General features: G+C 62.1%; 24 protein-coding genes and 1 pseudogene. 7 read left to right on the top strand and 18 right to left on the bottom strand.

The window, feature by feature from the left end; translation table 11 throughout:
- Positions 1 to 66: 66 nt before the first annotated feature.
- The gene (locus R8871_RS06375; RefSeq protein WP_175049555.1) at positions 67 to 843 is read right to left on the bottom strand and encodes a DUF1295 domain-containing protein; all 777 of its coding nucleotides are present in this window, start codon (positions 841 to 843) and stop codon (positions 67 to 69) included.
- An 11-nt stretch (positions 844 to 854) separates the two neighbouring features.
- Positions 855 to 1,532, bottom strand: coding sequence for a lipocalin family protein (locus R8871_RS06380; RefSeq protein ID WP_246287425.1), 678 nt, complete (start codon positions 1,530 to 1,532; stop codon positions 855 to 857).
- A gap of 172 nt (positions 1,533 to 1,704) precedes the next feature.
- On the opposite strand from R8871_RS06380, the gene R8871_RS06385 reads away from it, so the two are divergent.
- From R8871_RS06385 to R8871_RS06395, 3 genes are all read left to right on the top strand, one after another.
- Complete coding sequence (locus R8871_RS06385) at positions 1,705 to 2,769, top strand: DMT family transporter (protein ID WP_175049556.1); 1,065 nt, start codon at positions 1,705 to 1,707, stop codon at positions 2,767 to 2,769.
- A 184-nt stretch (positions 2,770 to 2,953) separates the two neighbouring features.
- Positions 2,954 to 3,157 carry a DUF3562 domain-containing protein gene (locus R8871_RS06390; RefSeq protein WP_054034100.1) on the top strand — a complete coding sequence of 68 codons (204 nt, stop codon included), beginning with the start codon at positions 2,954 to 2,956 and terminating at the stop codon, positions 3,155 to 3,157.
- Between the two features lie 179 nt (positions 3,158 to 3,336).
- Positions 3,337 to 4,440: an NAD(P)/FAD-dependent oxidoreductase gene (locus R8871_RS06395; protein ID WP_175049557.1), complete on the top strand. Its 1,104-nt coding sequence runs from the start codon at positions 3,337 to 3,339 to the stop codon at positions 4,438 to 4,440.
- A 37-nt stretch (positions 4,441 to 4,477) separates the two neighbouring features.
- Here the strand turns inward: R8871_RS06395 and pdxR are convergent, their stop codons facing one another.
- Positions 4,478 to 5,950 (bottom strand): MocR-like pyridoxine biosynthesis transcription factor PdxR, encoded by a 1,473-nt coding sequence (gene pdxR, locus R8871_RS06400; RefSeq protein WP_175049558.1) that lies wholly within the window; start codon positions 5,948 to 5,950, stop codon positions 4,478 to 4,480.
- A gap of 40 nt (positions 5,951 to 5,990) precedes the next feature.
- Between pdxR and R8871_RS06405 the strand changes: the two genes are divergently transcribed.
- The 4 genes from R8871_RS06405 (at position 5,991) to R8871_RS06420 (ending at position 10,558) form a co-directional block, all read left to right on the top strand.
- Positions 5,991 to 6,323 carry a hypothetical protein gene (locus R8871_RS06405; protein WP_175049559.1) on the top strand — a complete coding sequence of 111 codons (333 nt, stop codon included), beginning with the start codon at positions 5,991 to 5,993 and terminating at the stop codon, positions 6,321 to 6,323.
- 50 nt (positions 6,324 to 6,373) lie between these two features.
- Positions 6,374 to 6,835, top strand: a complete 462-nt coding sequence (locus R8871_RS06410) for a GNAT family N-acetyltransferase (protein ID WP_175049560.1) — start codon at positions 6,374 to 6,376, stop codon at positions 6,833 to 6,835.
- Positions 6,836 to 7,141: 306 nt separating this feature from the next.
- Positions 7,142 to 8,851, top strand: a complete 1,710-nt coding sequence (locus R8871_RS06415) for a molecular chaperone HscC (protein WP_175049561.1) — start codon at positions 7,142 to 7,144, stop codon at positions 8,849 to 8,851.
- A gap of 12 nt (positions 8,852 to 8,863) precedes the next feature.
- The gene (locus R8871_RS06420) at positions 8,864 to 10,558 is read left to right on the top strand and encodes a J domain-containing protein (RefSeq protein ID WP_246287427.1); all 1,695 of its coding nucleotides are present in this window, start codon (positions 8,864 to 8,866) and stop codon (positions 10,556 to 10,558) included.
- Between the two features lie 156 nt (positions 10,559 to 10,714).
- On the opposite strand, the pseudogene R8871_RS38395 reads toward R8871_RS06420, so the two are convergent.
- From R8871_RS38395 to R8871_RS06495, 15 genes and pseudogenes are all read right to left on the bottom strand, one after another.
- Positions 10,715 to 10,939, bottom strand: a pseudogene (locus R8871_RS38395) (hypothetical protein); the annotation flags it as partial.
- A gap of 49 nt (positions 10,940 to 10,988) precedes the next feature.
- Complete coding sequence (locus tag R8871_RS06430) at positions 10,989 to 12,392, bottom strand: MFS transporter (protein WP_175049563.1); 1,404 nt, start codon at positions 12,390 to 12,392, stop codon at positions 10,989 to 10,991.
- 25 nt (positions 12,393 to 12,417) lie between these two features.
- Entirely contained in the window at positions 12,418 to 13,683 is a 1,266-nt protein-coding gene (locus R8871_RS06435) for an NAD(P)/FAD-dependent oxidoreductase (RefSeq protein ID WP_175049564.1), read from the bottom strand.
- Entirely contained in the window at positions 13,676 to 14,641 is a 966-nt protein-coding gene (locus R8871_RS06440; protein ID WP_175049565.1) for a VOC family protein, read from the bottom strand. Before R8871_RS06440 ends, R8871_RS06435 begins: the two co-directional genes overlap by 8 nt.
- Positions 14,642 to 14,667: 26 nt before the next feature.
- Positions 14,668 to 16,158 carry an aldehyde dehydrogenase gene (locus tag R8871_RS06445; protein ID WP_175049566.1) on the bottom strand — a complete coding sequence of 497 codons (1,491 nt, stop codon included), beginning with the start codon at positions 16,156 to 16,158 and terminating at the stop codon, positions 14,668 to 14,670.
- A 40-nt stretch (positions 16,159 to 16,198) separates the two neighbouring features.
- A complete protein-coding gene (locus R8871_RS06450; RefSeq protein WP_054034124.1) occupies positions 16,199 to 17,029 on the bottom strand; it encodes an aspartate dehydrogenase in 831 nt (276 codons plus the stop codon).
- Positions 17,022 to 18,680, bottom strand: coding sequence for a thiamine pyrophosphate-binding protein (locus tag R8871_RS06455; RefSeq protein ID WP_175049567.1), 1,659 nt, complete (start codon positions 18,678 to 18,680; stop codon positions 17,022 to 17,024). Before R8871_RS06455 ends, R8871_RS06450 begins: the two co-directional genes overlap by 8 nt.
- A complete protein-coding gene (locus R8871_RS06460; protein WP_175049568.1) occupies positions 18,673 to 19,470 on the bottom strand; it encodes an SDR family oxidoreductase in 798 nt (265 codons plus the stop codon). Before R8871_RS06460 ends, R8871_RS06455 begins: the two co-directional genes overlap by 8 nt.
- The gene (locus R8871_RS06465; protein ID WP_407673124.1) at positions 19,467 to 20,348 is read right to left on the bottom strand and encodes an IclR family transcriptional regulator; all 882 of its coding nucleotides are present in this window, start codon (positions 20,346 to 20,348) and stop codon (positions 19,467 to 19,469) included. The genes R8871_RS06460 and R8871_RS06465 overlap by 4 nt, the downstream gene beginning before the upstream one ends.
- 21 nt (positions 20,349 to 20,369) lie before the next feature.
- Positions 20,370 to 21,260 carry an alpha/beta fold hydrolase gene (locus R8871_RS06470; protein WP_175049570.1) on the bottom strand — a complete coding sequence of 297 codons (891 nt, stop codon included), beginning with the start codon at positions 21,258 to 21,260 and terminating at the stop codon, positions 20,370 to 20,372.
- 39 nt (positions 21,261 to 21,299) lie between these two features.
- Entirely contained in the window at positions 21,300 to 21,827 is a 528-nt protein-coding gene (locus R8871_RS06475; protein ID WP_175049571.1) for a cupin domain-containing protein, read from the bottom strand.
- Between the two features lie 26 nt (positions 21,828 to 21,853).
- On the bottom strand, positions 21,854 to 22,630 hold the full coding sequence (locus R8871_RS06480; RefSeq protein WP_175049572.1) for an SDR family oxidoreductase: 777 nt from the start codon (positions 22,628 to 22,630) through the stop codon (positions 21,854 to 21,856).
- Positions 22,623 to 23,720: an aromatic ring-hydroxylating dioxygenase subunit alpha gene (locus R8871_RS06485; protein ID WP_175049573.1), complete on the bottom strand. Its 1,098-nt coding sequence runs from the start codon at positions 23,718 to 23,720 to the stop codon at positions 22,623 to 22,625. Before R8871_RS06485 ends, R8871_RS06480 begins: the two co-directional genes overlap by 8 nt.
- 49 nt (positions 23,721 to 23,769) lie before the next feature.
- Complete coding sequence (locus R8871_RS06490) at positions 23,770 to 24,081, bottom strand: recombinase-like helix-turn-helix domain-containing protein (RefSeq protein ID WP_175049574.1); 312 nt, start codon at positions 24,079 to 24,081, stop codon at positions 23,770 to 23,772.
- A gap of 1 nt (position 24,082) precedes the next feature.
- Complete coding sequence (locus tag R8871_RS06495; protein ID WP_020068683.1) at positions 24,083 to 24,397, bottom strand: non-heme iron oxygenase ferredoxin subunit; 315 nt, start codon at positions 24,395 to 24,397, stop codon at positions 24,083 to 24,085.
- Between the last annotated feature and the right edge of the window lie 360 nt (positions 24,398 to 24,757).

Raw genomic sequence — 24,757 nt, forward strand, 5'->3', positions numbered from 1 at the left:
CCCTGGTGTTTTTCCAGACTTTCCTGAACATGAACGTGAACACGTGCTCGCCGTGGCTGGCTCAGCTCAATGCCGCGGCGGCCACGGAATCAGCGCGCTGGTGGTGCGCATGTAATCGGCGTAACCGGCGCGCCTTTTCGCCATGCTTTCTTCGAGCAACGGAATGCCGGAGAGCTTGAGCAGCAGAAACGCCATCAGCACCGGCGGCAACAAGGTGAACCAACCCCAAGGCGTGCCGATCGACAGCGCGATGTAAGCAAGCCAATGCACGCATTCAAAGAAGTAATTCGGATGCCGTGAATAGCGCCACAAGCCAACGCGGCACACGGTGGTGTGATTGGCCGGGTCTTGCGTGAAGCGCTTGAGTTGACGGTCCGCGAGGCCTTCGCCGACTACCGATGCGATCCACACTAAAACTGCCAGCACGATCCAGCCGACGGCCGGTGCGGTACTCCGGTACGACGGCACCAGAAATGCGATTGACAGCAGCATGGAAATCACGACTTGCACCTGGAAAAACCAGAACATCTTGCTGGCAGCCTTGTCGCCCCATTCTTCACGGAAGCGGCGATAGCGCGCGTCTTCCGGTTTGCCGAAATTGCGTTTCCACAGATGCGTGCCTAGCCGCACGCCCCAAACCAGGCCACCCAGCGCAGTTAGTGCACGCGATACCGGATCGCCGTTGCCGAGCACGGCGTAAAGCACCGCGACCAGGCCGAGCGAATAAGCCCAGACCGGGTCGACCATGCCGGCGTTCCCGGTCTTCAACTGCCACGCCCACACGGCGCTGAAGATCGCGATGAGCGCAATCAGGGCGATCACGGCGGCGGCAAGTGGCGGCATGGAGTTCTCGTTCAAGGGCGATGCGGGTTATACGCGCAGAGGGCGCGATCGGATGCGACGGGCGTGGCGTCCGATACGCCCATCGCTAAGTCCTTGTCACCCGGCGAAGAGAAGCCCGCCTTGCCCAATTGATCAGGCCGCTGAGGCACACGCCTGAAACGCGACGTGTCGTAGCCCATCGCATCGAGCCGCCCGAGCAGCGCCCGGTAGGTGTCGTCGCTCATATCGGGCTCGCGCAAAAAAATCCAGCCGAGGTTTTTACCGGGGTAACCCAGGATCGTGTAGTGATAATCGGGGTCGACATAGAGCGTCAGTTGCGTCACGTGAACCGGCCAGAACAGTTGCACGCTCCATTCGCCGCCTTCTTTACCGGGCACGGGCGTATCGAGGAATTGATAATGTTTTTCGGGTGCGCCGAAGCTCTTCTTGCGGCCGTAATACGAATCGTCGATCTTGCCGTCCGGCCGCAATTTCCATTCCGCGCGGCTCCCCACCATATCGCGCTCGGCAAAGTACGGGATGTTCGCGATGATGTACCAGGTCCCCATGTAGCGCGGCAGGTCTAGCGGCACCGTCACGAGCGGTTCGCTGGCGCGCGGGTTGGGATTGGGAGGATTGTTGGAGCACCCCGTGAGGGACAGCAGCAGAACGGTCGCAACAGCGGCGGCGGTATAGACAACGCGGCGCATGGCGGTGGCCTCAAACGTAGCGGTAGTAAGCGTATTACGTTCGACGCGCCCGGATGGATGCGTACGGGCGGGATCTCGAGCCCGAACGCCAGCCTGTTCGGCGGCGTTAGACACCCGCGGCCCGATAGCGGTATCGTGTCGGCAACGCCTGCCCGCTCCGAATCTCCCGCCCATGCCGACTCGCTTCAACGCAGCTTTCACCGCTCTGCTCGCCGCCGCCTTGTTCGGCGCAACCACGCCGCTCGCCAAGGCGCTGCTCGGCTCGCTGTCGCCGTTTCTATTGGCCGGACTGTTCTACCTCGGCAGCGGCACGGGCCTTGCCGCCGTGATTCTGGCGCGCCGCCTGAAAGGTCAGGCGGACGGGCAGCCGGTCAGTCACCATCGCTTCCCGGCGCGCGAAGTGCCGTGGCTCGCTGGCGCAATCCTGGCCGGCGGTGTCGCGGGGCCGGCGCTGCTGATGCTCGGCCTGAAAACGACGCCGGCCGCCACCGGCTCGCTGCTGCTGAATCTCGAAGGCGTATTCACCGCGCTGATCGCGTGGATCGTGTTTCGCGAGAACGTCGACATTCAGGTGTTCCTCGGCATGGCCGCGATCGTCGCGGGCGGCGTGGCATTGTCGTGGCAGCCGGGTGCTGCGGGCCTGCCGCCCGGCACACTGCTGCTGATCGGCGCCTGCGTCTGCTGGGCAGTCGACAATAATCTCACGCGCAAGGTGTCCACGCACGACGCCATGTTCATCGCCTGCGTAAAAGGGCTCGTGGCCGGGTCGGTCAACGTGACGCTCGCGCTCACTTTTGGTGCAGCGTGGCCCAAGGCCGCGACCGTTGCGCTTGCCATGTTGACGGGGTTCGCGGGCTACGGCGTGAGTCTCGTGCTGTTCGTCGTCGCGCTGCGCAATCTCGGCACCGCGCGCACCGGCGCCTATTTCTCGGTCGCACCGCTATTTGGTGTGACGTTATCGTGGCTGCTGTGGCCGGAGATGCCGCCGCCGTTATTCTGGGTGGCCGCTGCCCTGATGACGCTGGGTGTCTGGCTGCACATCCGCGAACGTCACGAGCATCCGCACACGCATGCCCCGCTGGACCACACGCATCGTCATCGGCACGACGCGCATCACCAGCACGAGCATGATTTCGCGTGGGACGGCAACGAGCCGCACACGCATCCGCATTCCCATGCGCCAATCACGCATGCGCACGCGCATTTCCCAGATATTCATCATCGGCATTCACATTGATTTTCCGCGTCACCGCATGGCGCGGGCGCTTGCTGCAGCGCAAGACAAAAATCTCTGTGGAGCGAGTCATTCGATAGACCAATTCAATTGGCATCGTGGCCAATCGCATCCTCTAATGAAACTCCTGTCGTGCGCCCGTTCCCGGCAACCCCGCCGGTCCATCCCGCTTGTCCCGGAGAGTTCCATGTCCCAACCCGAGCCTAATGTCGACGAAGTGGTGAGAAGCATCGCAGAGGAAACCGATACCCCCACGGAAACGGTTTCGAAGATGTATGCAGACACACTGGCCGACTACCGGCACGAAGCGCGTGTATTCGATTACGTGCCGCTGTTCGCCGCGAAGAAAGTGCGCGACAAGCTGCGCCATCCGTCGAAACACAAACACTGACACGGCGGCGCGCGGAGACCACCCCCTGCCTGGTAGCACGCTGGATCGCCCCCGCTGGCTCGCGCGGCGATTCTTCAGACTACATACTGAATTATTTTTCGCGTTACCAGAACGCGTACCGGTTTATTTTTCCCACTGCTAGACTCTGACCCGGATACATCGACTCGGGGGAAGATGGCATGCGGGTGACAATCGTAGGCGCGGGCATTGCCGGCTTAAGCACAGCGTGGTCGCTTGCAAAGCTGGGACACGACATCACTCTGATCGAGCAGGGCTCGATTCCGAACCCACTCGCCGCCTCGGGCGACCGGAGTCGCATGATCCGTCGCGCGTATGGCGATGCTGACGGCTACGCACACACCATCGCCGAGGCATTCGATAGTTGGGATCTGCTGTGGAATGACCTGGGCGTGTCCCACTATGCGAACTGCGGCGTGCTCGGCATTTCGCAACACGCGGGCGATGGCGCCGAGCAATTTCGCACCGGTCTCGACCGCATGAAATTCGAGTACGAACAGCTCGACCCGCGCGAAGCGGCCGAGCGTTATCCGTTTCTCGACCCCGCCACGTTTCGCTACGCCTACCTCGATCAGGATGGCGGCGCGCTATTTAGTGAACGCATTGCACGCGACATGAAAGCGTGGCTCAAGATGCGCGGCGCCGAGATTCGCACCCATGCCAAAGTGCTCGCAGTCGATGCGCATGCGGCCTCCGTGCGGATCGAAGACGACACGATCATTCGCGCCGACCGGCTCGTGGTCACCGCCGGCGCGTGGACGCTGCAACTGTTCCCCTCGCTCGCCGAAAACCTGATGACTTATCGCAACGTGGTCGCCTATATGGAGCCACCGGCGGATCTGGCAGACGCATGGTCGAATGCGCCTGCTATCGTCGATATTGGCGGCGCCAGCAGCGGTTACGTGCTGCCGCCAATCGATTGCGTCGGCCTGAAGTTTGGCGCCGGTGTGCACAAATCACGTGCGCCTGATCCTGATGCCAATCGCGTCGCGGCGCCCGGAGAAGGCGATAGTCTGCGCAGGTTGTTTTCACCGCCGTTCAGCCGCATCGACGAATATACGGTCACCGAAGTAAAAACCTGCGCTTATGCGTTCACTGCGGACCAACGCTTTTTTTCGAAGCGCATCGGCAACACGCTGGTGGTGTCGGCATGCTCGGGCCACGGCTATAAATTCGGCGCGGCAGTCGGGCGTCGGGTCGCACAAGCGCTAGACACCGATGACGACGCGGGGCTCGCACGTTGGCTCAGGGCAGAAGCGGTCTAGTTCTCTTTCGTCTAACAATACGACGTTCGTTCGTGATCTAACCTAGCCCACGCACCACGGCGGCGAGTCGCGCCACCAAGGCGTCGGCTTCGTGCGGTTTGACACCCGCGTAGCCGAGCATGAAGCCGTTGTAGCGCGCGGCGTCTTTAGCAGGCGGCTGACAAAACGCACTGAGCGCCGCGATATGCAAACCGTGCTTGCGGGTTACTGCGCTCACGTCCTGGTCGCGAAGCGGCACATCGAGCCGCATCGTCAAATGCATGCCGCCGCCGTCGGACGAGACTGTCACCAGGTCGCCCATATGCCGCTCGATCGCATTCACCAATGCGGAGCGGCGCTGCTGATACAACCGCCGCATGCGCCGCAGATGCCGCGCATATTTCCCACTATCGATGAAATCCGCCAACGCGATCTGTTCAGCCACGCGCCCCTGCCGCGCGATCTCGCTGAGCGCCTCGTCGATGTCCGCAACGAGGTGCGCCGGCACGACCATGAAGCCCATCCGCAGCGCCGGAAACATTGTCTTACTGAAGGTGCCGAGGTAAATCACCGGCGTGTCGGCTGCGAGGCCCTGGATCGACGGCAACGGTGGACCGCTGTGGCGCAGTTCGCTGTCGTAGTCGTCCTCGATGATCCAGGCGCCGCGCGCCACTGCGTTCTCGATGATCGACCAGCGCCGTTCCAGGCTCAGCACACTGCCGAGCGGGTACTGGTGCGAGGGTGTGATGTACATCAGGCGTGGTGGCGTCTGTTCCCAATGATCGGGCGTCGGCGCCATTCCGGCGGCGTCGACGGGAATCGGCACCAGTTGCAAACCGGCGGCCTGGAACGCAGCCTTCGCGCCGTGATAGCCGGGATCCTCGACCCAAACGCTGTCGCCCGGGTCTGCCAGCATGCATGCGCATAGATCGAGACTCGCCTGCGTGCCTGAGGTGATGAACACCTGCTCGGCCGAACACCGCACACCACGCGACACGCGCACGTACTCTGCAATCGAACGGCGCAATGCGGGGTGCCCAGCGTTGTTGCCGTAACCGAGTTCCCGCGGTTCGACCGTGCGCCATGCGCGCTCCATCGACGCACGCCATTGCGCAAGCGGAAATTCATCGAGTGCGGGCACGCCGGGACGAAACGGCGTGGGGTCGTCGGGATTCGTGCGCTCGCGCGGCAGATCGGCGACACGGCGTGACAAGTGGTTTTCAGGCGTCTGCACGCTGCCGCTTGCTGCGGAGATCGAAGCGCCTGAACCGCTTACCATGCTGACGATGGAACCATGCCGGCTCGCCGTGATAAAGCCTTCATCAGTGAGCCGTTCATAGGCGTAGAGCACCGAATTGCGCGCAATGCCCAACTGTTCGGCAAGCGCACGCGTGGCAAGCAAACGGCTGCCGTGGCGGATATCGCCGTCGAGAATCGCGCGACGCAGACTCTCGTAGAGCAAGTCCTGCTGCGTGAGCTTGCGCCCACCCATTGCGCGCTCGACGTTCGACATCAACAGGCCGTAGTCCAATTCCGTGGCTCCAAATTCTGGTCGCATTGTGGAGCTAACAATGGTGCCACAAATTTCTTATGCTGACGGTTCTGGAGTCGCTGAATACTGCGAGAGAGCCATTGCCATGAATACACATGCACGTCACGCCGTCACCGCACGCCTGCGCTATGGCGCCGCGGTGAAGTGGTGCGTGGCGCTGGCGTGCGCGGCTTATGCCTACGGGCTGCTCGAGCCGGCGGCAACGGCGCGCGCAAGGTTGGATGCCTGCGTGAATGAAAATCTGGAGCAAAGCGGTAGCGCAGCTTCAGCAACGTCCGCAACATCTACTACGGAAGAAGAGCGCAAGCAGGCATTCAGCGCAGCCGTCTATGCCTGTTCGACTCAGCCTTAGCAGCCGCGAGCGACTCGCCCTCAACCATCACCACACAAGGAGCCACACCCATGTCCGACGCGATTCAAATCCGCCCCGTCACGCCCGCCGACTTCGACGCCTGGCTGCCGCTGTGGGACGCCTACAACGCGTTCTACGGCCGCTCGGGCGAAACGGCATTGCCACGCGAGATCACGCAAGTCACGTGGGGCCGTTTCTTCGACGCCTACGAGCCGATGCACGCGATGGTCGCCGAACGCAATGGCCAGTTGCTTGGCCTCGTGCACTTCCTGTATCACCGTCACACGACCATGGTGGCGTCGACCTGCTATCTGCAAGATCTCTACACGCTGGAATCGGAACGCGGCAAAGGTGTCGGCCGTGCGTTGATCGAAGCGGTGTATGCACGCGCCAAGGCTGACGGCTTGCAACGGGTCTACTGGCAAACGCATGAGACGAATCACACCGCAATGAAGCTGTACGACAAGGTCGCGGACCACTCCGGTTTCGTGGTGTACCGCAAGGCATTGTGACGTTGTGATACAGCGCAGCAGGCCCGCCTGGCGGGCTTTGCGTCCCCACTTCACATCCCGTTCTCGCATCCCGTTCTCGCGTCGCCATTCTTGTGCGACCAGACATCGCATTCGCATGGCCGGCGGCCCATCCAGCCGCCATGCGTATCGCATCGCCGGCTTCGACTCTCACCGCATTCGTTCCCCTCGCCGCTCAAGTTTGCAGGCAGTCTGCCGTTATCGCCATTGGACGGAGCGCCATCTGGCTCCCACGCGACCTTGGGCGATCTCCTCACGAAGGGGCGCAAAACGAATCGGAAACTGTACATGCCTTCGATCATCGGCATCGATCTTGGAACCACGCATAGTCTTGCGGCCGTCTGGCGCAATAACGAGGCTGCCCTCATCCCGAACGCACTGGGCGATGTGCTGACGCCGTCATGCGTCTCGATCGACGACGACGGCTCGATCCTCGTCGGCCGCCCCGCTCATGACCGGTTGCATACGCATCCCGAACGCACTGCCGCCAACTTCAAACGCTACATGGGCACGAATCGCAACGTGTCGCTCGGCATGCAGACACTGCGTCCTGAAGAACTGTCTTCGCTGGTGCTCAAATCGCTGAAAGCCGATGCTGAGGCCTTCCTCGGCGAAACGATAAGCGACGCCGTGATCGCCGTGCCCGCCTATTTCAGCGACGCGCAACGCAAAGCCACGCGCATCGCAGGCGAACTGGCCGGGCTCAATGTGCTGCGCCTCGTCAACGAACCGACCGCGGCCTCGCTCGCGTACGGCGTGCATCAGCGCGACAGCGAACGCAAGTTCCTGATCTTCGATCTGGGCGGCGGCACGTTCGACGTCTCCGTGCTCGACTTCTTCGAAGGCGTGATGGAAGTGCGCGCCAGCACGGGTGACAATTTTCTGGGTGGCGAGGATTTCACGGAAGCGCTCGTCGAGTTGTTCTGCCAGCGCAATCGCCTTCAGGTCAAATCGCTTACGCCGATTGCCGCACAACGTCTGCATCAGCAGGCCGAACGTGCGAAACGTCTGTTCACGCAGAGCAGCGCCGATACCGTCACGCTCAAGCTCACGGTTGGCGATAACGAACACAGCCTCGAACTCGATGCGGCGGCCGCGGAACGAACCTGTGAGCATCTGCTGCAACGTCTGCGCAAACCAGTCGAGCGAGCGTTGCGCGATTCGAAAATCGCCGTCGATGCGCTCGACGAAATCATCCTCGTCGGCGGCGCCTCGCGTATGCCGATGGTGCGCAAACTCGTCTCGAAGATGTTCGGCCGTTTGCCCGCCGCGAATCTGAACCCGGATGAAGTCGTCGCGCTCGGCGCCGCCGTGCAGGCAGGGCTCGTCACGCGGGACGCAGGCCTCGACGAAATGGTGCTGACCGATGTCGCGCCGTATAGCCTCGGCATCGATACTGCGATGCAGGTCGGCACCAATCAATATGTGCCCGGGCATTTTCTGCCGATCATCGAGCGCAACACGATCGTGCCGGTGAGTCGCATGCAGCGTATTTTCACTGTGAACGACCGTCAGCAGATGTTGAGCATCAAGGTATTCCAAGGCGAAGCGCGCTTGACCGTCGACAACGTGCCGCTCGGCGAATTCACGCTTGAAGTGCCGGTCAAGCCGGCCGGCCAGGCCGGTGCGGATGTGCGCTTCACCTACGACGTCAACGGCGTGCTCGAAGTGGAAGCCACTGCGTTTCCTGGCGGCGTGAAGCGCGCGATGGTGATCGAAGAAAACCCGGGCGTGCTGACGCCGGAAGAAATCCGCGAACGACTCGCGGCATTGAGTGCGCTAAAGATTCATCCGCGCGATCAAATGGAGAATCGCACGCTGCTCACTCGCGCGGATCGTGTCTATGAGGAAACGCTGGGGGAGCATCGGCAATATCTGGCCGCGCATATCGCGCGTTTTCAGTCGCTGCTCGAGCGGCAGAACGCCGAGGAGATCGCCCGTGCGCGCAGCGAATTGAGCGCGCTGCTGAATCGCTTCGATGTGCACGTGACGTACTGACCGGCTATGGATATGACTTCTGCCCACCACTGGCCGTGGGACGTGCTCGGCATTGCGGCAAACGCCGACGAGCGTACCGTGCGCCGCGCTTATGCGCGTCTTTTGAAACAGCGACGCCCGGATGAGGACGCTGAGGCGTTTCAGCGGCTTCGGTATGCGTATGAGTCGGCGCTGCAGATGGCGAACGAAGGCGCGGCCATCGTCGAACCCATGCCCAGCACGGAAACTGCGCCGGTTTCACGTCCGACACCCGTAGCGCAAAAGACGCCGCAATCATCCGGCTTCATGCAGGCGCCGCCTGAAGCGCCCGTTCGCGAGCACGACGCCTTTGAAAGCGCTGTGCAGCTGTGGCAGCACTTCGCTTCGCAACGGGAGCAGCTCGAGTCGCGTCGTTCGCTGCAGGATCTATTCGCGGCCGTCGTCAATATTCAGATGCGCGACGAACTCGAGTGGCAAGCACTGGTTCATTGCCTGACCGACGATGCGCCGGCCACGCTGCGTATGAACCTGAGTGCGGTTCTGGGATGGCGGGATAACGCCGCGCATCTGCGGCGGCGCAACGCAGCGATCGCAACACTCGCGCTGGACCGTGTGTTCGCCGACGAGGACTACAACGCGTTACGCCTGCGCTTCACGAATGCAATGGCGCTGCTCGAAGGGCCTCAACCTCCGTTGGCGGCCGGCGCACACGCACTGTTGCGTGCTGGCGTGCGAACTGAGATGGAACAGTTGTTGACCGCACTCGGCCGCTACCATCCGAATGTCGCGCGCCTGCGGCTCGACAGTGAGAAGGTCGAATTCTGGACCCGCTGCCTGTCGTTCCGGATTGGTGCGGGACGCCTGTTCGGTCCGACGCTCGCGCTGAGCGCCTGGTGCGGCTTGCTGTTCGCCAACGCGTCGATGAACCTGGATAGCAATCGGTGGTTTGATCAATGGACGCCCGTTCAACTGGCCGTGCTTCTGGCCACGCTGATGGTGACGCTGGTCGCCAGTGCCGCGACAACCGTGCTGCTGTCCGAACCGCAGCAACAGCGGCTGCGGACGCTGCGCTCGATTGGCTGGCTACGTTACGGCTGGATTCCGGTGTGGCTTGGCGCCACTGCCGCCGCATTGTGCGACGGAGGCAGCGGGCGCTTGACGTCGATCGCAATGGACACACTTGGGATCTGCACGGTGTGGGCAGCGCTGATCTACGGATGGCCGCACATCAAACAACTCGCGGTACTCGCCGCAGTCGGAGCTCTCGGATTCGGCTTCGCCGGCCATTGGCTCTCCACTGATCCTCGCGCGTGGCAAATGCCGTTCGCGCACGGCGTGCTGTTCGCTTTTTTCTTCTCTTTTGCGCAACAGGAGTGTCGCGGCTGGCTCGCACGTCGGCCGCGCCTTGCGTGGTTTGTAGCGATGATGTGGTTTGCGGGCTTCGCCGCGTTGGTCGTTTTGCTGCTGCAACGAGACGAGCGTTCGACGCAATTTGCGTGGGCACTTTTTACGGTGATGGCCGCAGCGGGCGGTGTGTTGGCGACGACGCGCTGGGCTGATCTGCGCCGGGCCGTGCCGCCCTTTTTCCGCGGCTACGTTCATCTCGTCTGGTTGGCGCTTGCAGTCTCCAAACCGGACATCATCGCTTGCGTGAGCGCGGGGTTGATGAGTGTCTGGATTATTGAGGAATTCAAGCAGCGGCGTTTGTCGGCGCGCACGCTGCGATAGCGGCTCGCGTAGCGACCTGTGCATCGGATGGCCCTTCTTCCCGTGGACGAAGCTCCCGCGTCGCGGCCCACCCGTAATGGGCATGAGTTTGGACTCACCAAACGGATCCGTGAACTGAACCGGATTGCCACCCACATAAGCATACGCATTCGTCCGCCCACTTGCCCAGCCAACCGGATCTTCGCTGATGAACTTCGCGGTGTTCGGATCGTAATACGAGTGCCGAAAGTAATGCAGTCCCGTCCCGTCATTCTCCCGCTGAGGATGGGTGGGCGTCGCGAACCTACCGCGCGCTGGCCAACAAACTCTTCGATGCGTCCATACCCTCCCCCCAAAAAACAAAGGGCGCACCACCCAGTGCGCCCTTCGCCTTCCTGCCATTGCGGTACGACATCAACCGCCCACCAAACCCATCACACGCTAAGAGGCGTCAAGCCTCGAGCTGCTCCAGCACCTTCCCCTTGGTCTCAATCCCAAGAAAGTGCACCGCGATTGCCGCAATGAACGGCACAGCCGCGAGAATATAAAACGCCACTTCCAGATTGCCGCCGATCATCGTCTTCGACACGATGGCCGGCGCGAAGATCGCCGCTACCTTGAGCCACGCGCCGCCTACACCGCAGCCCATCGCACGGATACTCGTCGGGTACAGTTCCGGCGTGTACACATAAGCCGTGATGAAACCGCAAGCAAGGAACCCAAGCGAGAAGGCGCAACACGTCGCGACCACATACACCGACGAATTGTGGAACACACCCGCCAACAGCAACGACAACGCGCACGCCACGAACGAGAAATTGATGATCGGCTTACGCCCCACCTTGTCGACCAGCAACGCACAGGTCAGCGAACCCACCACGCCCAGCACCGAAGCCGCCACCGCCAGATTCAACGCCAGTTGCAGCGGCGCGTGATATACCGTGCGATAGATCGTCGGCAGCCACGTCGACAGACCGTACTGAATGAAGCCGCACGTAATCCACAGCATCGCGACAGCCATCGTGCGTTTCAGATACGCCGGCCCAAACAGATCGCTCATGCGGCGCTTCGGATGGCGATTGGCCATCGCGTCGAACTCGGCCGCATTGGCAACCGGCGGAAGCGGACCTTTCACGGCGCGTTCGAAAGCATGCACTGCGGTATCGGCATCGGCCATCCGTTCGCGTTCGGCCAGCCAGCGCGGCGATTCCGGCACCAGTTTGCGCAGCACGAAGAACAGGATCAACGGCATGCCGCCGATGAAGTACATCGCCTGCCAGCCGAAACGCGGCACGATCCACGCGCCCAACGCGTTCGACGCAAGCAAGCCAACCGGAAAAACGATTTCATACAAGAGCACGAAACGTCCCCGGCCATGCGCACGGCTGATCTCGTTGATATAGGTCGCGGCCACTGGCAATTCGCCGCCGAGCCCCAAGCCTTGAATCACGCGCAACACGACAAACGCGGCGAAGGTCGGCGCGAAGCCGCACGCAATACTCGTAATGCCGATGATCCCCGAGCTCAACGCAATCGCCTTCACGCGGCCTTTGCGTTCCGCGTACCACGGGAACACGAACGCGCCGATCAACTGGCCGACCGAGCCGGAGCCGATCAGAAAGCCAATTTCCCACGGCGTCAGATGCCATTTCGCAATCAGGATCGGCAGCGTGGCCGCGATTGCGATCACGTCGAAACCGTCGAAGAACGTCGCGAGACCGATTAGTATGCGCGCGCGCACCTGCATCGCATTCTTCGGCAAACGCTCGAGACGCGCGATGATCGAGCCCCGGGTCACAGGGCCTGAGACACCGGCGCTGCTGCGGTCCCCCATGGTGTTGTCGATGGTTCTCATGCCGTGGTGCCGTCCGTAGGTGTGGTTAGGCAAGCGCCGTTGAGGCGTCGGTCAGGGTGGCAAGGTCGATAGTGCGGCCCTGGTTCATCCATTTGCGCGACAGTTTCAGTTCGCGCGGCGTGTTGATGGCGATGACACCGCGAATCGCGCCGTCTTCCAGATGGAAAAGCGTGGCGCGTTTGCCCGGCAAATCGCCGCGTACCGCGAGTTGCGCATCGCCCGGAATGTCGCCGAGGATTTGCAGATTGACGTCGTATTGATCGGACCAGAACCACGGAATGTCCGCGTACGGTTCGAAATTGCCGAGTAAGGCCTTTGCCGCCGAGATCGCCTGGTTCTGCGCGTTGGCCCACGATTCGAGCCGCACGCGGCGCTTCAACCAGGCACTCGGATGGTTCGCGACGTCGCCGCAGGCGAAGATGCGCGGGTCATCGGTCGCGCCGAAATGATCGACGACAATGCCGTCTTCCACCTTGATACCCGCTGCTTCCGCCAGCGCCGTATGCGGCGTCAGGCCGATGCCGGCGACCGCGAAATCGGCGTCCAAAGTGGAACCGTCAGCGAACGTTGCCCGAATACGGTTGGCATCGTTCGGATGATCCGCAATCGACACAAGTGATGCGTTCAAACGCACATCCACGCCATTCGCGCGATGCAGCTGCAACAGGAAATCCGACACCATCGGCGGCAACGAGCGGGCGCACAGACGCGGCGTGCCCTCCACTACCGTCGCGTCCACACCGAGCTTGCGCGCCGTGGCTGCGACTTCGAGCCCGATCCACCCGCCCCCGACCACCAGCACGCGCTTGCTTGCGCGCAGCCGTTCGCCGAGAACAACCGCTTCGTCGAGCGTACGCAGATAGGTGATGTGCGAGGTCCTCACCAGCGCGTCCGGCAAACGGCGCGCTGCGCCACCGGTTGCAATCACGAGGCGGTCGTATTGAACTTCGCGACCTGACTGCGTGCGCACGATGCGCTGTTCACGATCGATCGACGTCGCGCAATCGGGTTGCCATGCTTCCACGTTCAGCGCGTCGAAATCGTCAGGCTTCACGAGGCGCACGGTTTCAATATCGGCTTCACCTGAGAGCACGGCCTTCGACAACGGCGGACGCTCGTACGGCAGATGAATCTCATCGGCGATCATCACGAGGCGGCCATCGAAGCCTTCCTTGCGCAACGTCTTCACAACCCAGCCCGCCGCCTGGCCGCCGCCGATCACGACGATCGTGCGCGGCGCTTCGAGTCCGGCGTGTGCAGCTTGTGCCTTTTCAGCAGCAGCGTCAGTCATTTTTCCGCTCCGTCATGAACTTGCCTTCCGGCGCCTTCGCGTTTTTCTGGCGACGCGTGTTGCCGTCGATACCGCCGTCGATCGCCCATTCGGCGAACACAGTCGGACCCGGTTCGAAATCGCGCGGCTGCCATTCGGGCGTGAGCTGGTCTTCGTCGGCGTAGTACTCGATCAGGCCGCCAGCCGGATTCTGGAAGTACCAGAAGTAGGCAGACGACACCGGATGACGCCCCGGGCCGAGCTGCGTATCCCAACCGCAACGGCTGATATGCATGCCGCCGCCGAACACTTCGTGGATATCGCGTACGGTGAACGCCACGTGATTCAGGCCGCGCTTACCGCCGGGCAACGCCAGCAGGAAAATGTCGTGGTGGCCGCCGTGCGGCGCGCAGCGCATGAACGCGCCGCGGCCTGGATAGCGGTCCGACATTTCGAAGCCAAGCAGTTCCTGGTAGAACTTTTCCTGTTCCGCGAGTTGATTCGTGAAAAACACGACGTGACCCACTTCAACCGGTTCAGCGCGCTCATAAATTGGCGACGGTTGATCGACGCGCAACGTTTGGCCCCACACGTTCGAAGGCGACCCGTGAATATCCAAAGCACGCTTGCGAGTCACTTCAACGCGAATCGCCATGCCGTTCGGATCGATACAACCCACAGCGTCTTCCGTTTCGAAGTGGCCCGGCTGGCCGGCAAAGCGGCCGCGCAGTTCGTCGAGTTCGGCTTTCGTTGCCACGCCCCACGTCACTTCACGCAACGTCGGACCTTCTTCGAATGCGGGCGGCAGCGACGGGTCGTTTGCATCGGCCAGGAGAATCGTGCAGCCGTTCAGCGTTTCGAAACGTGCTTGAGTTTCGTCGTGCGCGACTTCCTTCAAGCCCCAGTCCGCGAAAAAGCGGCGACAGGTGGCGAGATCCGTCACGCCGTAAATAATCTGTTCAATGCCGAGAATCGTCATAACGTGCCTCTTGCGTATTTCGCGTATTAGTTCGCCCACGCCAGCGGCGCGTCGTTCAAGCCCCAGTAGAGGCTCTTCTGCTGCATGTATTCGCGGATGCCCAGTCGGCCTTTCTCGCGTCCCATACCACTCTCTTTCCAGCCGCTAAACGGCGTCGAGATCGAGAACAGCTTGTAGGTGTTGATCCATACCGTGCCGGTTTCGAGCGCACGGGCGATCCGGTAAGCGCGTTTGTAATCGCGCGTCCAGATACCGGCGGCAAGGCCGAACACACTGTTGTTGGCTTCTTTCAGGAGCGATGCTTCGTCGTCGAACGGCATTGCGACCAGCACCGGGCCGAAGATTTCTTCCCGGCAGATGCGGGCGTCGTTCGTGAGGCCTTCGAGAATGGTCGGCTGGAAATAGGTGCCTGCTTCGCGGCCATCGCCGACCGGACGTTCGCCGCCACACAGCAAGCGGCCGCCTTCTTCCAGGCCCAATGCAACGTAACGTTCGACGGTTTCACGATGCGCGGCAGTGATCAGCGGACCCATCTGCGTTTCCGCACGCGACGGATCGCCGACGCGCAGCTTGCGTGCGCCTTCCGCGAGACGCTTCATAAACGCGTCGTAGATCGAGCGCTGCACGAACAGGCGCGAGCCCGCGATGCACGCTTCGCCCGATGAACTGAAAATGCCGTAGAGCACGCCGTTCACTGCGTGATCGAGATCGGCGTCATCGAACACGATGGTCGGCGATTTGCCGCCCAGTTCGAGCGAGACCGGCATCAGCTTGTCCGCAGCGATGCGCGCGATGCCGCGGCCCACTTCGGTGCCGCCCGTGAACGACACTTTCTTCACCAGCGGATGGCGCACCAGCACGTCGCCGATCACCGAGCCTTTGCCCGGCACCACGCTGAGGACACCCTTGGGCACGCCGGCTTCTTCACAGATGCGCGCCAGCGCCAAAGAGACTAAAGGTGTCACTTCAGCGGGCTTCAGTACCACGGCGTTCCCGCCTGCTAACGCCGGAGCCAGCTTCTGCGCGTCCGAAGCAATCGGCGAATTCCACGGCGTAATCGCCGCTATCACACCGATCGGCTCGTAAATGCTCATCGTCAGATAGTCGCCACGCGAGGGCGTTACCTCTTCATCGAGCGTTTCGAGGCACGCCGCGAAATAGCGGAAGGTGTTCGCAGCACTCGCCACCAGCACGCGCGTTTCGCCGATCGGTTTGCCGTTGTCGCGGCGCTGCAATTGCGCGAGCGCTTCGTGACGCGCCATGATCAGATCGGCAATGCGGTACAGAATCAGCGCGCGTTGATGCGGCTTCAAACCCGACCAATCCGCGCGCCGCCATGCGATATCAGCGGCTTCTACAGCTTCGCGGGCGTCGTCTGCATTGGCCGTTGAGATTTCCATGTTGACCGACTGATCCGCCGGATACAGGCTTTTGTACGGGTTGCCACGCCCTTGCCGCCATTCGCCGCCGATGAAAATATCGCCGGTGGGCACGAGGCTGGTATCGAAGTGAGTCATGTCGGTCGTTCCAGATTGCTTCAGCTAATCAGCGAATGTCTTAAATCACGCAGCGAGCCGCGCGATTGCGTAGCGCACGGATCGCGCTATACGCGGTCAGTGCGGACGTCTTGGGGTTGTCCGGCAGCGGCTTGCCGCACATCTCCAGCGACATCTCGCCGAAGGCGCCGCGTGCCACGATGCGATGCACGTTGCGCGACACGTTCGGGTCGGCGATCAGGCGGACCATGGTGTGGTCCAGACCCAGACCGGCCAGCGCGATCGTCGCGGCGACGTTGGCGTTCTTCGGATAGAGGCGCGCGGCTTCGCGCGCGCTGCCTTCAAAAATCACGGTCTCTTCGCTCAGCGTATGCAAATTGCAGAGCTGTTCCGCGGGCGTGCCGAGCCAGCCCGAAGGCGGCTTGCGCCCCGTGTACAGCACTTCGTCGAGGCCGCCGAGCTTGGCGGCGGACAACGCATCCACGCCACCGATCGCGCCCGACAACAGCGTCAACGTCGCGTCGCCTTCGTCCGCCGCAGCGGAGAGCGCGTCCAGCAGCATCATGTCGGACAGCGCGCCGATCGACGCGACCGCGCAATCCGTACCGGCTTTCAGCAAGGGCACCACGTGATCGACCAGGGCGCTGTGCCCCGCGCATTCCAGCGCGAAATGCGGCTGGCTGCTCAACGCGGACACGGAAGCCACCACATCGACCGACGCGCCCACCACTTCACGCACCGACGCCATATGGCGCTCCGGCACGATCACATGCGACACGCGCACGGTCGGATCCGACTCGACCGAGCGATACACCGCCTGGCCGATCGCGCCGAAGCCGATCATCGCGACGTCGACGGGTGCGTGATGCCCCGCGTAGCCGGTCTCACGCATGTTCCGGCTCCTTTTCCTTGACCGGCGGCCCTGCGAACGCCGTGGCGAACGAGCCGACTGACAGCATGTCCACTTCAACCAGTACCGGACCGGTCTTCGCCATGCCTTCGCGGATGATCTCTTCGGCCTGGTCGAGCGATTTGATGCGGTAGTGCGTGAGCTTCAGGCTCTCGCAGAATTGCGCGAAATCCGGCTGGTGCAGATCGACGTAGCAGCGGCGGCCGCCGTATTGCGCGTCCTGAATGTTGCGGATCACGCCGTAGCACTGGTCGTTCATCAGCACGATCATCACGTTGGCGTTTTCCTGCACGGCCGTTGCGAGTTCGCCGACGTTGACCATCAAGCCGCCATCGCCAACCAGGCATACGGTCTTCGCTGCATTGCCCGCGAGTGCCGCGCCGATACCCATCTGCATGCCCTGGCCGATACCGCCGCCGAGTGCATGAACGCCTGCGCGCGGCGAGAAGATCTTCAGCATGCGGTTGCCCCACGTGCTGTTCGAGATCGTGACGTCGCGCACCCAGTTGTAGTCGCGGCCCACGGCCTGTTGCAGGGCGTCGACGAGGCGTTTGTACGGGCCGAGACCTTTGCCCACATCCGCAACGGCGCTTTCGCGCGCGGCAGCCAAGTCTGATGCGAACGTCGGATCGACTTTCAGACGGCCTTCGAGCAGCGTCGCGAGTTCTTCGAGAACCGCCGATGCATCGCCGTGAATGAACATGTCGTTGCGATAGCCACGGTTGTCGGCGAGCGCGTCGGCGTCGACGCGATACAGCGGTTGCGGCAGCGCCAGCTTGTACTTCAGCGTTTCATTGCCACGCAGACGCGAACCGACCACCACCAGCGCATCGCATGTCTTGTAGAAGCTTTCGACAGCGGCATGCACGTTGAACGCGCCGAGCGTCGCCGGATGATCTTCGGGCAGCACACCACGGCCCTGCACGCTGGTCACCACACCGAAGCCCAAGGCCACGAGACGTTCAACCGCAGCACGTGCATGACGCGTACCGCCGCCGAGCCACAACAGCGGACGCTTCGCATTCGCCAGTTGATCCGCGAGTTGCACAACACGCTGACTGCAATGCGTGAGCGTGGTGACGTGCGGCGCGGCCAGATCGGCGGGCCATTCGATTTCGGCGGCTTGAATGTCGATCGGAATTTCAACGCTGACCGGACCGCTCGGCGCGGTTTGCGCGACACGCACGGCTTCGCGGATCGTCGGCAGTGCGGTTTCGACCGAGCGCACGCGGAACGCGGCCTTCGAGATCGACGACAGCATCGACAATTGATCCGGTGCTTCGTGGATATACGCGAGGTCCTTGTCGAGGTATTCGGTTTCGATCTGGCCGGTGACGTGCAGCAACGCGGTGCCTGCGGTCAGCGCTTCGACCATCGCGCCGGCAGCATTACCTGCTGCAGTGCCCGTGCTGGTGAATGCAACACCGAGGCCGCCGGACACACGCGCCAGGCCATCAGCCATGTTCACCGCGCCCGCCTCGCCACGTGCGCCGACGTAGCGAATCTTGCCGCGGTTGTGGATCGCGTCGAGGATCGGCATGTTGTGGATCGAGATCACGCCGAATGCGGTTTGAACGCCGCATTGCTCGAGAAAAGCGGCGATCAGTTCGCCAACGGTGGTTTTATTAGACATGTCGTGCAACGCCTCCAGAAACATCGATATGACTGCCCGTCGTATAGGACGACAGCGTCGTAGCCAGATAAAAGAGCGCTTGAGCGGCTTCTTCGGGTTTGCCGAAGCGGCCCAGCGGAATGTTTTTCTTGCGCGCCAGTTCGGCGGTCCAGTCTTCCCAGCTCTGGCCCGGCTGCGCTTCTTTCGCGTAACGGCGGCGCCATTGACCCGATTCGACGATGCCGATCAGAATCGAATTCACGCGAATGCGTTGCGGCGCGAGTTCCACCGCGAGCGATTTGATGAGGCTCAGCACGCCGGCGCGTGCCGACGAAGTCGCCACCATGTGCGGTTCGGGTTGCAGGGCGAGCAGCGAGTTCACGCAGACCACAGCCGGGCTTGATGCGTCGCGCAGCATCGGCAGGAACGCGCGGGTCGGGCGGATCACGCTGAAGTACTTCAGGTCGAGTTCTTCGCGCCAGGCGTCGTCGGTGGTGTCGGTAAAAGTCGACACGCGCCCCTGGCCTGCGTTGTTCACCAGCATGTCAGTGCGGCCGAAACGCGCTTGCACCGCTTGCGCGAACGCTGCGACTTCGTCTGCGTCGAGCACGTCGCAGGTTTGCGCCAGCAATTGCGCTTGCGGAAACTGCGTCTTCAGCGAGGCTTCCGCTTGCGCGAGACGTTCGCTGTCGCGTCCGCAGATCGCAACCGAGGCGCCTGCTCGCAAAAACAGTTCGGCAGTCGCGAGGCCGATGCCGGACGAGCCGCCCGTCACCACCGCTACCTGTCCGGTCAAGTCGATTTGAATCATTTGAGCCCCAGTGCCTTAAAGTATTTCGCGCCCGAGTTCGAGCTGCCCGTCGGCCGATAGTTGAGCCGCTGCGAGAGTTCGTCAGCCGCGCGGCGGACCTTGTCGATCAGGCCGCTATCGAGCAGCGATGCATCGATCTCGTGGCGCGGAATCGTCGTCGTAATCACGGCGACGATGCGGCCCGTGTCGTTGCGCACCGGCGCGCTCACCACCGAAATGCCGCGTTCGAACGACGACTCGCTGATCGCGAAGCCGCGCCTGGCGTCGTCGCGAATGCGTTCGTACAGATCGTCGATGGTGGCCGGCGTTTGTTTCGTGAAGCGCTCGAGTTCCGGCTCGGGATAGAGCTTTTTCAGGTCGTCGAGCGTCATGTCACCCATCAGCACCTGACCATGCGTTGTCGCGTGGGCCGGCAGGCGCGTACCGACATTCACCTTCACCGAACTGAAAATCGGCGCATGGCTTTGTGCTTTGGCCACGAACACCACATCACGGCCGTCGCGAATCACGATGTGGCTGGTAAGGCCAGTGTCGTTACGCAGCGCTTCGATGATCGGCAAACCAAGGTCGGTCAATTCAAGCGAGCTCAGATATTCGAAACCGAGTCGCAGCACCGCGACGCCGAGGCGATAGTTGCGGTCTTTATCGGCACGCTCGAGAAAGCCGAGTGATTCGAGCGTTTGCAGCAGACGGAACACCGTCGTGCGGGGAATCTTCAGGCGCTTCGATAATTCCGGTGCGCCGAGAACCGGCTCGCGTGGCGAGAACTCCGTCAGAATCTTCAGACCGCGTTCCAGACCTGGCACGCGATAGCTGATATCGCTGCCTGTGTCTGCGTCGTTGCGGTCGTCGTCCGCGTCGCGCTCGGCGCTAACCATGTCATGCGTATCGGACGTCATTCATTGGCTCCGTTGTCCGTCGCTTACGCGGCAGAACGTGTCGATGATCGCGGTATACGCGGCGGGTGCTTCGATATAACCGGCGTGCCCGGCGCGCGGCACGACCAGCAGTTTGGTGCCCGCGGCCAGTACGAGTCGCTCGCAGGCTTCGGGGGGCGTAATGGTGTCCTCGGCACCGACCGCGACGTTGACGCGGCCTGTGTAGCGCGCGAGATCGCTGGTGAGATCGGCGTTGGCGAGCAGATGCGTCGCTTGCGCGTAGCCGTGCGGGATCACGCGCGACATGTTCCAGCGCACCCATGCGCGCGCTTCGTCGCTCGCGTGGGTGGACAACATATTGGTGCTGCGTTTTTCCGCGAGACCTTGCGGGCCGAGTTCGTTGATCATGGCGAGACGCTGATCGCGTTTTGTTTCGCGCACTTCAGCGGATGCCGCGCCATAACCACCAGCAGGCGACAACAACAGCAAACCAGCCACGCGCTGCGGATTCGTCACAGCAAACGCACCCGCGATGATCGCGCCGAGCGAGTGGCCCAGCAGCACGCAGCGTTCAATGCTGAGCGCGTCGAGCCATTCCTTCAATACAGTGGCGTAGTCGCTTGCAGCGGGCGAATCGGCTTCTACGGGTGTCGATGCGCCATACCCCGGCGCATCCCACGCCAGTACACGGCGCGTCTCGCCCAGCACTTCAAACTGCTGCACCCACGAAGCCGCGCCCGAACCGATACCGTGAAGCAGCACCAAAGGCAGCGCTCCACTTTCGGCGCTATCCACATCGCGATAGCTGACCGCACGTTGCGATGCCAGCCAGATCTGCTGGGCCGGGAAACGCGCAAGGCGCGCTTCGAGCGTAGCGTTCTGATCGACGGTATCGGACGGGACTGCGGACATGATTTCCTTCGTGGGTGTTTTCAAAGTGAACTTGAAGGCTTAGCGCTTCAGCTTGGCCAAAGGAGAATCCGGCGGATACGTCGGCGTAATCGGCTTGGCCGCACCGAGCATCACGCACATCAACGCGTCTTCTTCGCCGATATTCACTTCCGTGCGATACACACCCGGCGGCACCGAAATCAGATCGCGCTCGCCCAGCACGGCTTCCCACGTTTCGCCGTCTTTCTCGCAGATCACCTTCATCTTGCCTCGCAGCACGAAGAAAATTTCTTCGACATCCATATGGATATGGCTCGGACCGATGTTGCCGGCCGGGATCACCATCGTCGAAAACGTGAAGCCGCCTGCGGGCACCGTGTTCATGTCTTTCGCGACGCCCGTGCCGCCCGTGCCGACATAGCGCATTTGCGCGCGGCGATATTTGGGGTCGTAGTCGGCCTGGAACTTCAGCGCGTCCCAGTCATAGCGACGCGTTTCCAGGCGCGCGACGCGAGTGTCCAGCCATTGTGCAAAGCTCGCGTCCGCGGGTTGTTCCCACGATTTGCGTTCGAGTTCGGCGTCCGCCATCTCTTTCTCCTTTCGATTCGACAAGATCAATTCATCACGAAGCCGCCGTTGACCGGCAGCAATTGGCCAGTCACGAAGCGCGCGGCATCGGACAACAGGAACAGCACGGGCCCGGTAACGTCGTCGGGCACTTGTGCGCGCGTGAGCGCGCGGCCTTGCAGGTAATACTGATGACGCTCGGCGGGCACGTAAGCGGTGGCCTCGACTTCGGTGAGACCTGGCGCGATGGCGTTGACCGTCACTTGATGTGCACCGAACTCACGCGCCAGCGAGCGGGTCATCGAAATCACCGCGCCCTTGCTGGCCACATACGCGAGCAGCTTCGGCGCGCCCCACATCGCGGTATCCGACGCGATGTTGACGATGCTGCCGCGGCCCGAGTCGCGCAGATACGGCAGCGCGGCGGTGCTCATCAGCCACGTGCCGCGCACGTTGACGTTCATCACGGCGTCCCACGTCTCGACCGACAACTCGTCGGCGAACTTGCCGCCTGAGTTTGTGATCGCCGCGTTGTTGATCAACGCGTCGAGGCCACCGAGTTGCGTTACGGCCTGATCGGCGAATTGCTTGATGCTGACGGGGTCGGCGAGATCGAGCGGCAGATACGTCACTGCGTGGCCTTGCTCTACAAGGGACGCCGCGAGCGCCCGGCCTTCGTCATGCAGCACATCACCGAACACGACTTGCGCACCGGCTTGCACCAGCGAGCGGACGAACGCCGCGCCGAGGCCGCGCGCGCCGCCCGTCACGAGGACGCGCCTGCCCTGGAGTGCAGCCAATGCCGGAGACGCTTCGTTATGCATGGCTGTGGCCTGCCGCTTCGGTTTGCGCAGTGCCGGCCTGAGCGGCTTGAGCGTGATAGGCATCCAGCTCAGCAAAATGCTGCTGCGCGCGCTGACGGAACATGCGGCGCACACGCGTCATGCCGACGTCGTGCTGATAGAGGAACTCGTGCTCGCGTGCATTCGGCGCCATGCTTTCGAGAACATAGCGGTCCTGTTCCAGCACGGCCCAGTGCAGACCTTCCAGACGGTTGCGATACATGAAGCGCCATGCGTCGCGCTGCCAGCCCGACACCTTGCGCGTACGCCAGAAGTAAACCTGGCAATTGTTTTCGTCGACCGGCGTAGCAAAGCCGATGATCCCGAAGTTGCCGCCCGGGCCGAACTTCTTCTTGTACGGAATCGCGAGACGCATCCACAGCGCACCGGTTTCGCCCAGTTCGACCCAGTCGAAATTCACGTCGCGCTGGCCGACCTTTTCGAACATCAGGCCGGTTTCGGTCTTGCGCACGCGCATGTCGGCCTGCTTGTCGCCTTCGGCCATCGAGTGCGAGGTCGCATGCAGATACGCGCCGTGCATCGGGTCCATCACGTTGTCGATCGCGTACTGGTAATTGCACTTCCAGTTCGACATGCACAGGAAGTTCGCGTACTCGTCGCCCACCAGCTCTTCCGGCAGCACGAGCGGCGTGGGTTCTTTATGAGCGTCGTCGCCGAACCACAGGAAGATCGCGCCGGCATGCTCTTCAACCGGATACGACTTCACGCACTTCTGGCCTTCCAGCGGGCAGGCCGACACCGCCGGCACCTTGACGACCGTGCCGCCGCCGTCGATTTCAATGCCGTGATACCAGCACGCGACGCTGCCGCCGAGGTTCCAGCCGAGCGACAGACGCGCGCCACGGTGCGGGCAGCGGTCTTCGAGCGCGCGGACCTGGCCTTCCTTGTCGCGCCACAGCACGATCTGATCGCCGAGGCGCGTCACGCCGACCGGCGCGTCGCCAACTTGCCAGCTCGGTGCAACGGGATACCAGTAATTGCGCAGACCTTTGTTCAGATACGACTGAATCGGATCGGCCGCGCTTTGAGTCGTTGTATTGGGGGACGTCATGAAGAGACTCCGGATGCGAAAGCGAAGAGACGTGTGCGGAAGAGCGCGCTTATTCAGCGAGCAGGCGGAATTCGGCGGCAAGGCGATCGGCATCCCACGTGTTGCCTTCCGGGGTGCGGAAACCCACGCGGTTCAAACCGTCGACGACTTCCTGCAACTCATTCGCGCCGGCTTCGAAAACTTTCTCGAGCGCATCGCCGAAGTCGTTTTCGTACTGGGTCGGCTCAGCCTTGCGCGTTTGCCAGATGAAGTTTTCGGTCTCACCCGGCTTTTCGATCACGCCCTTGCCGGCAACGTTGGTCGGCTGCGGCGCGAGCCACGGCTTCAGGAAGGGATTGAAGTTCACGATGTGTTCTGACATGTCATTCCACCTTGATCTGGATTTCTTCGCCGGCGAGACGTACCGAGTACATCTTCAGGTCGCGGCCACCCGGCTCTTTCAGGCATTTGCCGGTCGGGATGTGGAACACGGCTTCGTGCAGCGGGCATTCGACGGTGTCGCCGTCGACAAAGCCCTGCGTCAGCAGCGCGTACGCATGGGGGCAGACGTTTTCCAGCGCGTACAGCGCATCGCCCACCTTGTAGATGCCGATTTCGGTGCCGTCGAGTTTGAACTCGAGCGGCGCGTCTTCGGACAGGTCGCCGGCATGGCCGGCGCAGCGCCATTGTTCAGTCATTTCTCGCCTTCTCCTGAAGCTCTATGTTCCATATAAGGAACATCAGTTCGTGTATGGATAATTATAGGAGTGGCTTTGGCTCGAGAAAATAAAAATCTGGGCTGGTAGGGGAAAACACCGACTGTGGCGTTGGCAAGACAGCTTTGCGTGAACTGGCGTGAGCGGCGGCTTCCGCTTGAAAGCCTTTCTGGGCTTGGGTTTCCCCATAATTTTCAGACAAATGCCGAAGCCCTCATGCGGGTTTGTACGGGGTCCGAAAATTTATTTTGACCACTTCCAGACTCACTATACTTTTCCATAGGCGATACAGACGCCCATAGGTGGAACATAAAGCGGAGCAGTTTTGGCGCATAAACCCGA

It is taken from the genome of Paraburkholderia sediminicola (assembly GCF_902859805.1).
Taxonomy (GTDB): Bacteria; Pseudomonadota; Gammaproteobacteria; order Burkholderiales; family Burkholderiaceae; genus Paraburkholderia; species Paraburkholderia sediminicola.

What these genes read in the sequence shown, in the direction of transcription:
- R8871_RS06375 (WP_175049555.1), bottom strand. Translation starts at nt 843, where the DNA reads ATGCCGCCACTTGCCGCCGCCGTGATCGCCCTGATTGCGCTCATCGCG.
- R8871_RS06380 (WP_246287425.1), bottom strand. Translation starts at nt 1,532, where the DNA reads ATGCGCCGCGTTGTCTATACCGCCGCCGCTGTTGCGACCGTTCTGCTG.
- R8871_RS06385 (WP_175049556.1), top strand. Translation starts at nt 1,705, where the DNA reads ATGCCGACTCGCTTCAACGCAGCTTTCACCGCTCTGCTCGCCGCCGCC.
- R8871_RS06390 (WP_054034100.1), top strand. Translation starts at nt 2,954, where the DNA reads ATGTCCCAACCCGAGCCTAATGTCGACGAAGTGGTGAGAAGCATCGCA.
- R8871_RS06395 (WP_175049557.1), top strand. Translation starts at nt 3,337, where the DNA reads ATGCGGGTGACAATCGTAGGCGCGGGCATTGCCGGCTTAAGCACAGCG.
- R8871_RS06405 (WP_175049559.1), top strand. Translation starts at nt 5,991, where the DNA reads ATGGTGCCACAAATTTCTTATGCTGACGGTTCTGGAGTCGCTGAATAC.
- R8871_RS06410 (WP_175049560.1), top strand. Translation starts at nt 6,374, where the DNA reads ATGTCCGACGCGATTCAAATCCGCCCCGTCACGCCCGCCGACTTCGAC.
- R8871_RS06415 (WP_175049561.1), top strand. Translation starts at nt 7,142, where the DNA reads ATGCCTTCGATCATCGGCATCGATCTTGGAACCACGCATAGTCTTGCG.
- R8871_RS06420 (WP_246287427.1), top strand. Translation starts at nt 8,864, where the DNA reads ATGACTTCTGCCCACCACTGGCCGTGGGACGTGCTCGGCATTGCGGCA.
- R8871_RS06430 (WP_175049563.1), bottom strand. Translation starts at nt 12,392, where the DNA reads ATGAGAACCATCGACAACACCATGGGGGACCGCAGCAGCGCCGGTGTC.
- R8871_RS06435 (WP_175049564.1), bottom strand. Translation starts at nt 13,683, where the DNA reads ATGACTGACGCTGCTGCTGAAAAGGCACAAGCTGCACACGCCGGACTC.
- R8871_RS06440 (WP_175049565.1), bottom strand. Translation starts at nt 14,641, where the DNA reads ATGACGATTCTCGGCATTGAACAGATTATTTACGGCGTGACGGATCTC.
- R8871_RS06445 (WP_175049566.1), bottom strand. Translation starts at nt 16,158, where the DNA reads ATGACTCACTTCGATACCAGCCTCGTGCCCACCGGCGATATTTTCATC.
- R8871_RS06450 (WP_054034124.1), bottom strand. Translation starts at nt 17,029, where the DNA reads ATGCGTGAGACCGGCTACGCGGGGCATCACGCACCCGTCGACGTCGCG.
- R8871_RS06455 (WP_175049567.1), bottom strand. Translation starts at nt 18,680, where the DNA reads ATGTCTAATAAAACCACCGTTGGCGAACTGATCGCCGCTTTTCTCGAG.
- R8871_RS06460 (WP_175049568.1), bottom strand. Translation starts at nt 19,470, where the DNA reads ATGATTCAAATCGACTTGACCGGACAGGTAGCGGTGGTGACGGGCGGC.
- R8871_RS06465 (WP_407673124.1), bottom strand. Translation starts at nt 20,348, where the DNA reads ATGGTTAGCGCCGAGCGCGACGCGGACGACGACCGCAACGACGCAGAC.
- R8871_RS06470 (WP_175049570.1), bottom strand. Translation starts at nt 21,260, where the DNA reads ATGTCCGCAGTCCCGTCCGATACCGTCGATCAGAACGCTACGCTCGAA.
- R8871_RS06475 (WP_175049571.1), bottom strand. Translation starts at nt 21,827, where the DNA reads ATGGCGGACGCCGAACTCGAACGCAAATCGTGGGAACAACCCGCGGAC.
- R8871_RS06480 (WP_175049572.1), bottom strand. Translation starts at nt 22,630, where the DNA reads ATGCATAACGAAGCGTCTCCGGCATTGGCTGCACTCCAGGGCAGGCGC.
- R8871_RS06485 (WP_175049573.1), bottom strand. Translation starts at nt 23,720, where the DNA reads ATGACGTCCCCCAATACAACGACTCAAAGCGCGGCCGATCCGATTCAG.
- R8871_RS06490 (WP_175049574.1), bottom strand. Translation starts at nt 24,081, where the DNA reads ATGTCAGAACACATCGTGAACTTCAATCCCTTCCTGAAGCCGTGGCTC.
- R8871_RS06495 (WP_020068683.1), bottom strand. Translation starts at nt 24,397, where the DNA reads ATGACTGAACAATGGCGCTGCGCCGGCCATGCCGGCGACCTGTCCGAA.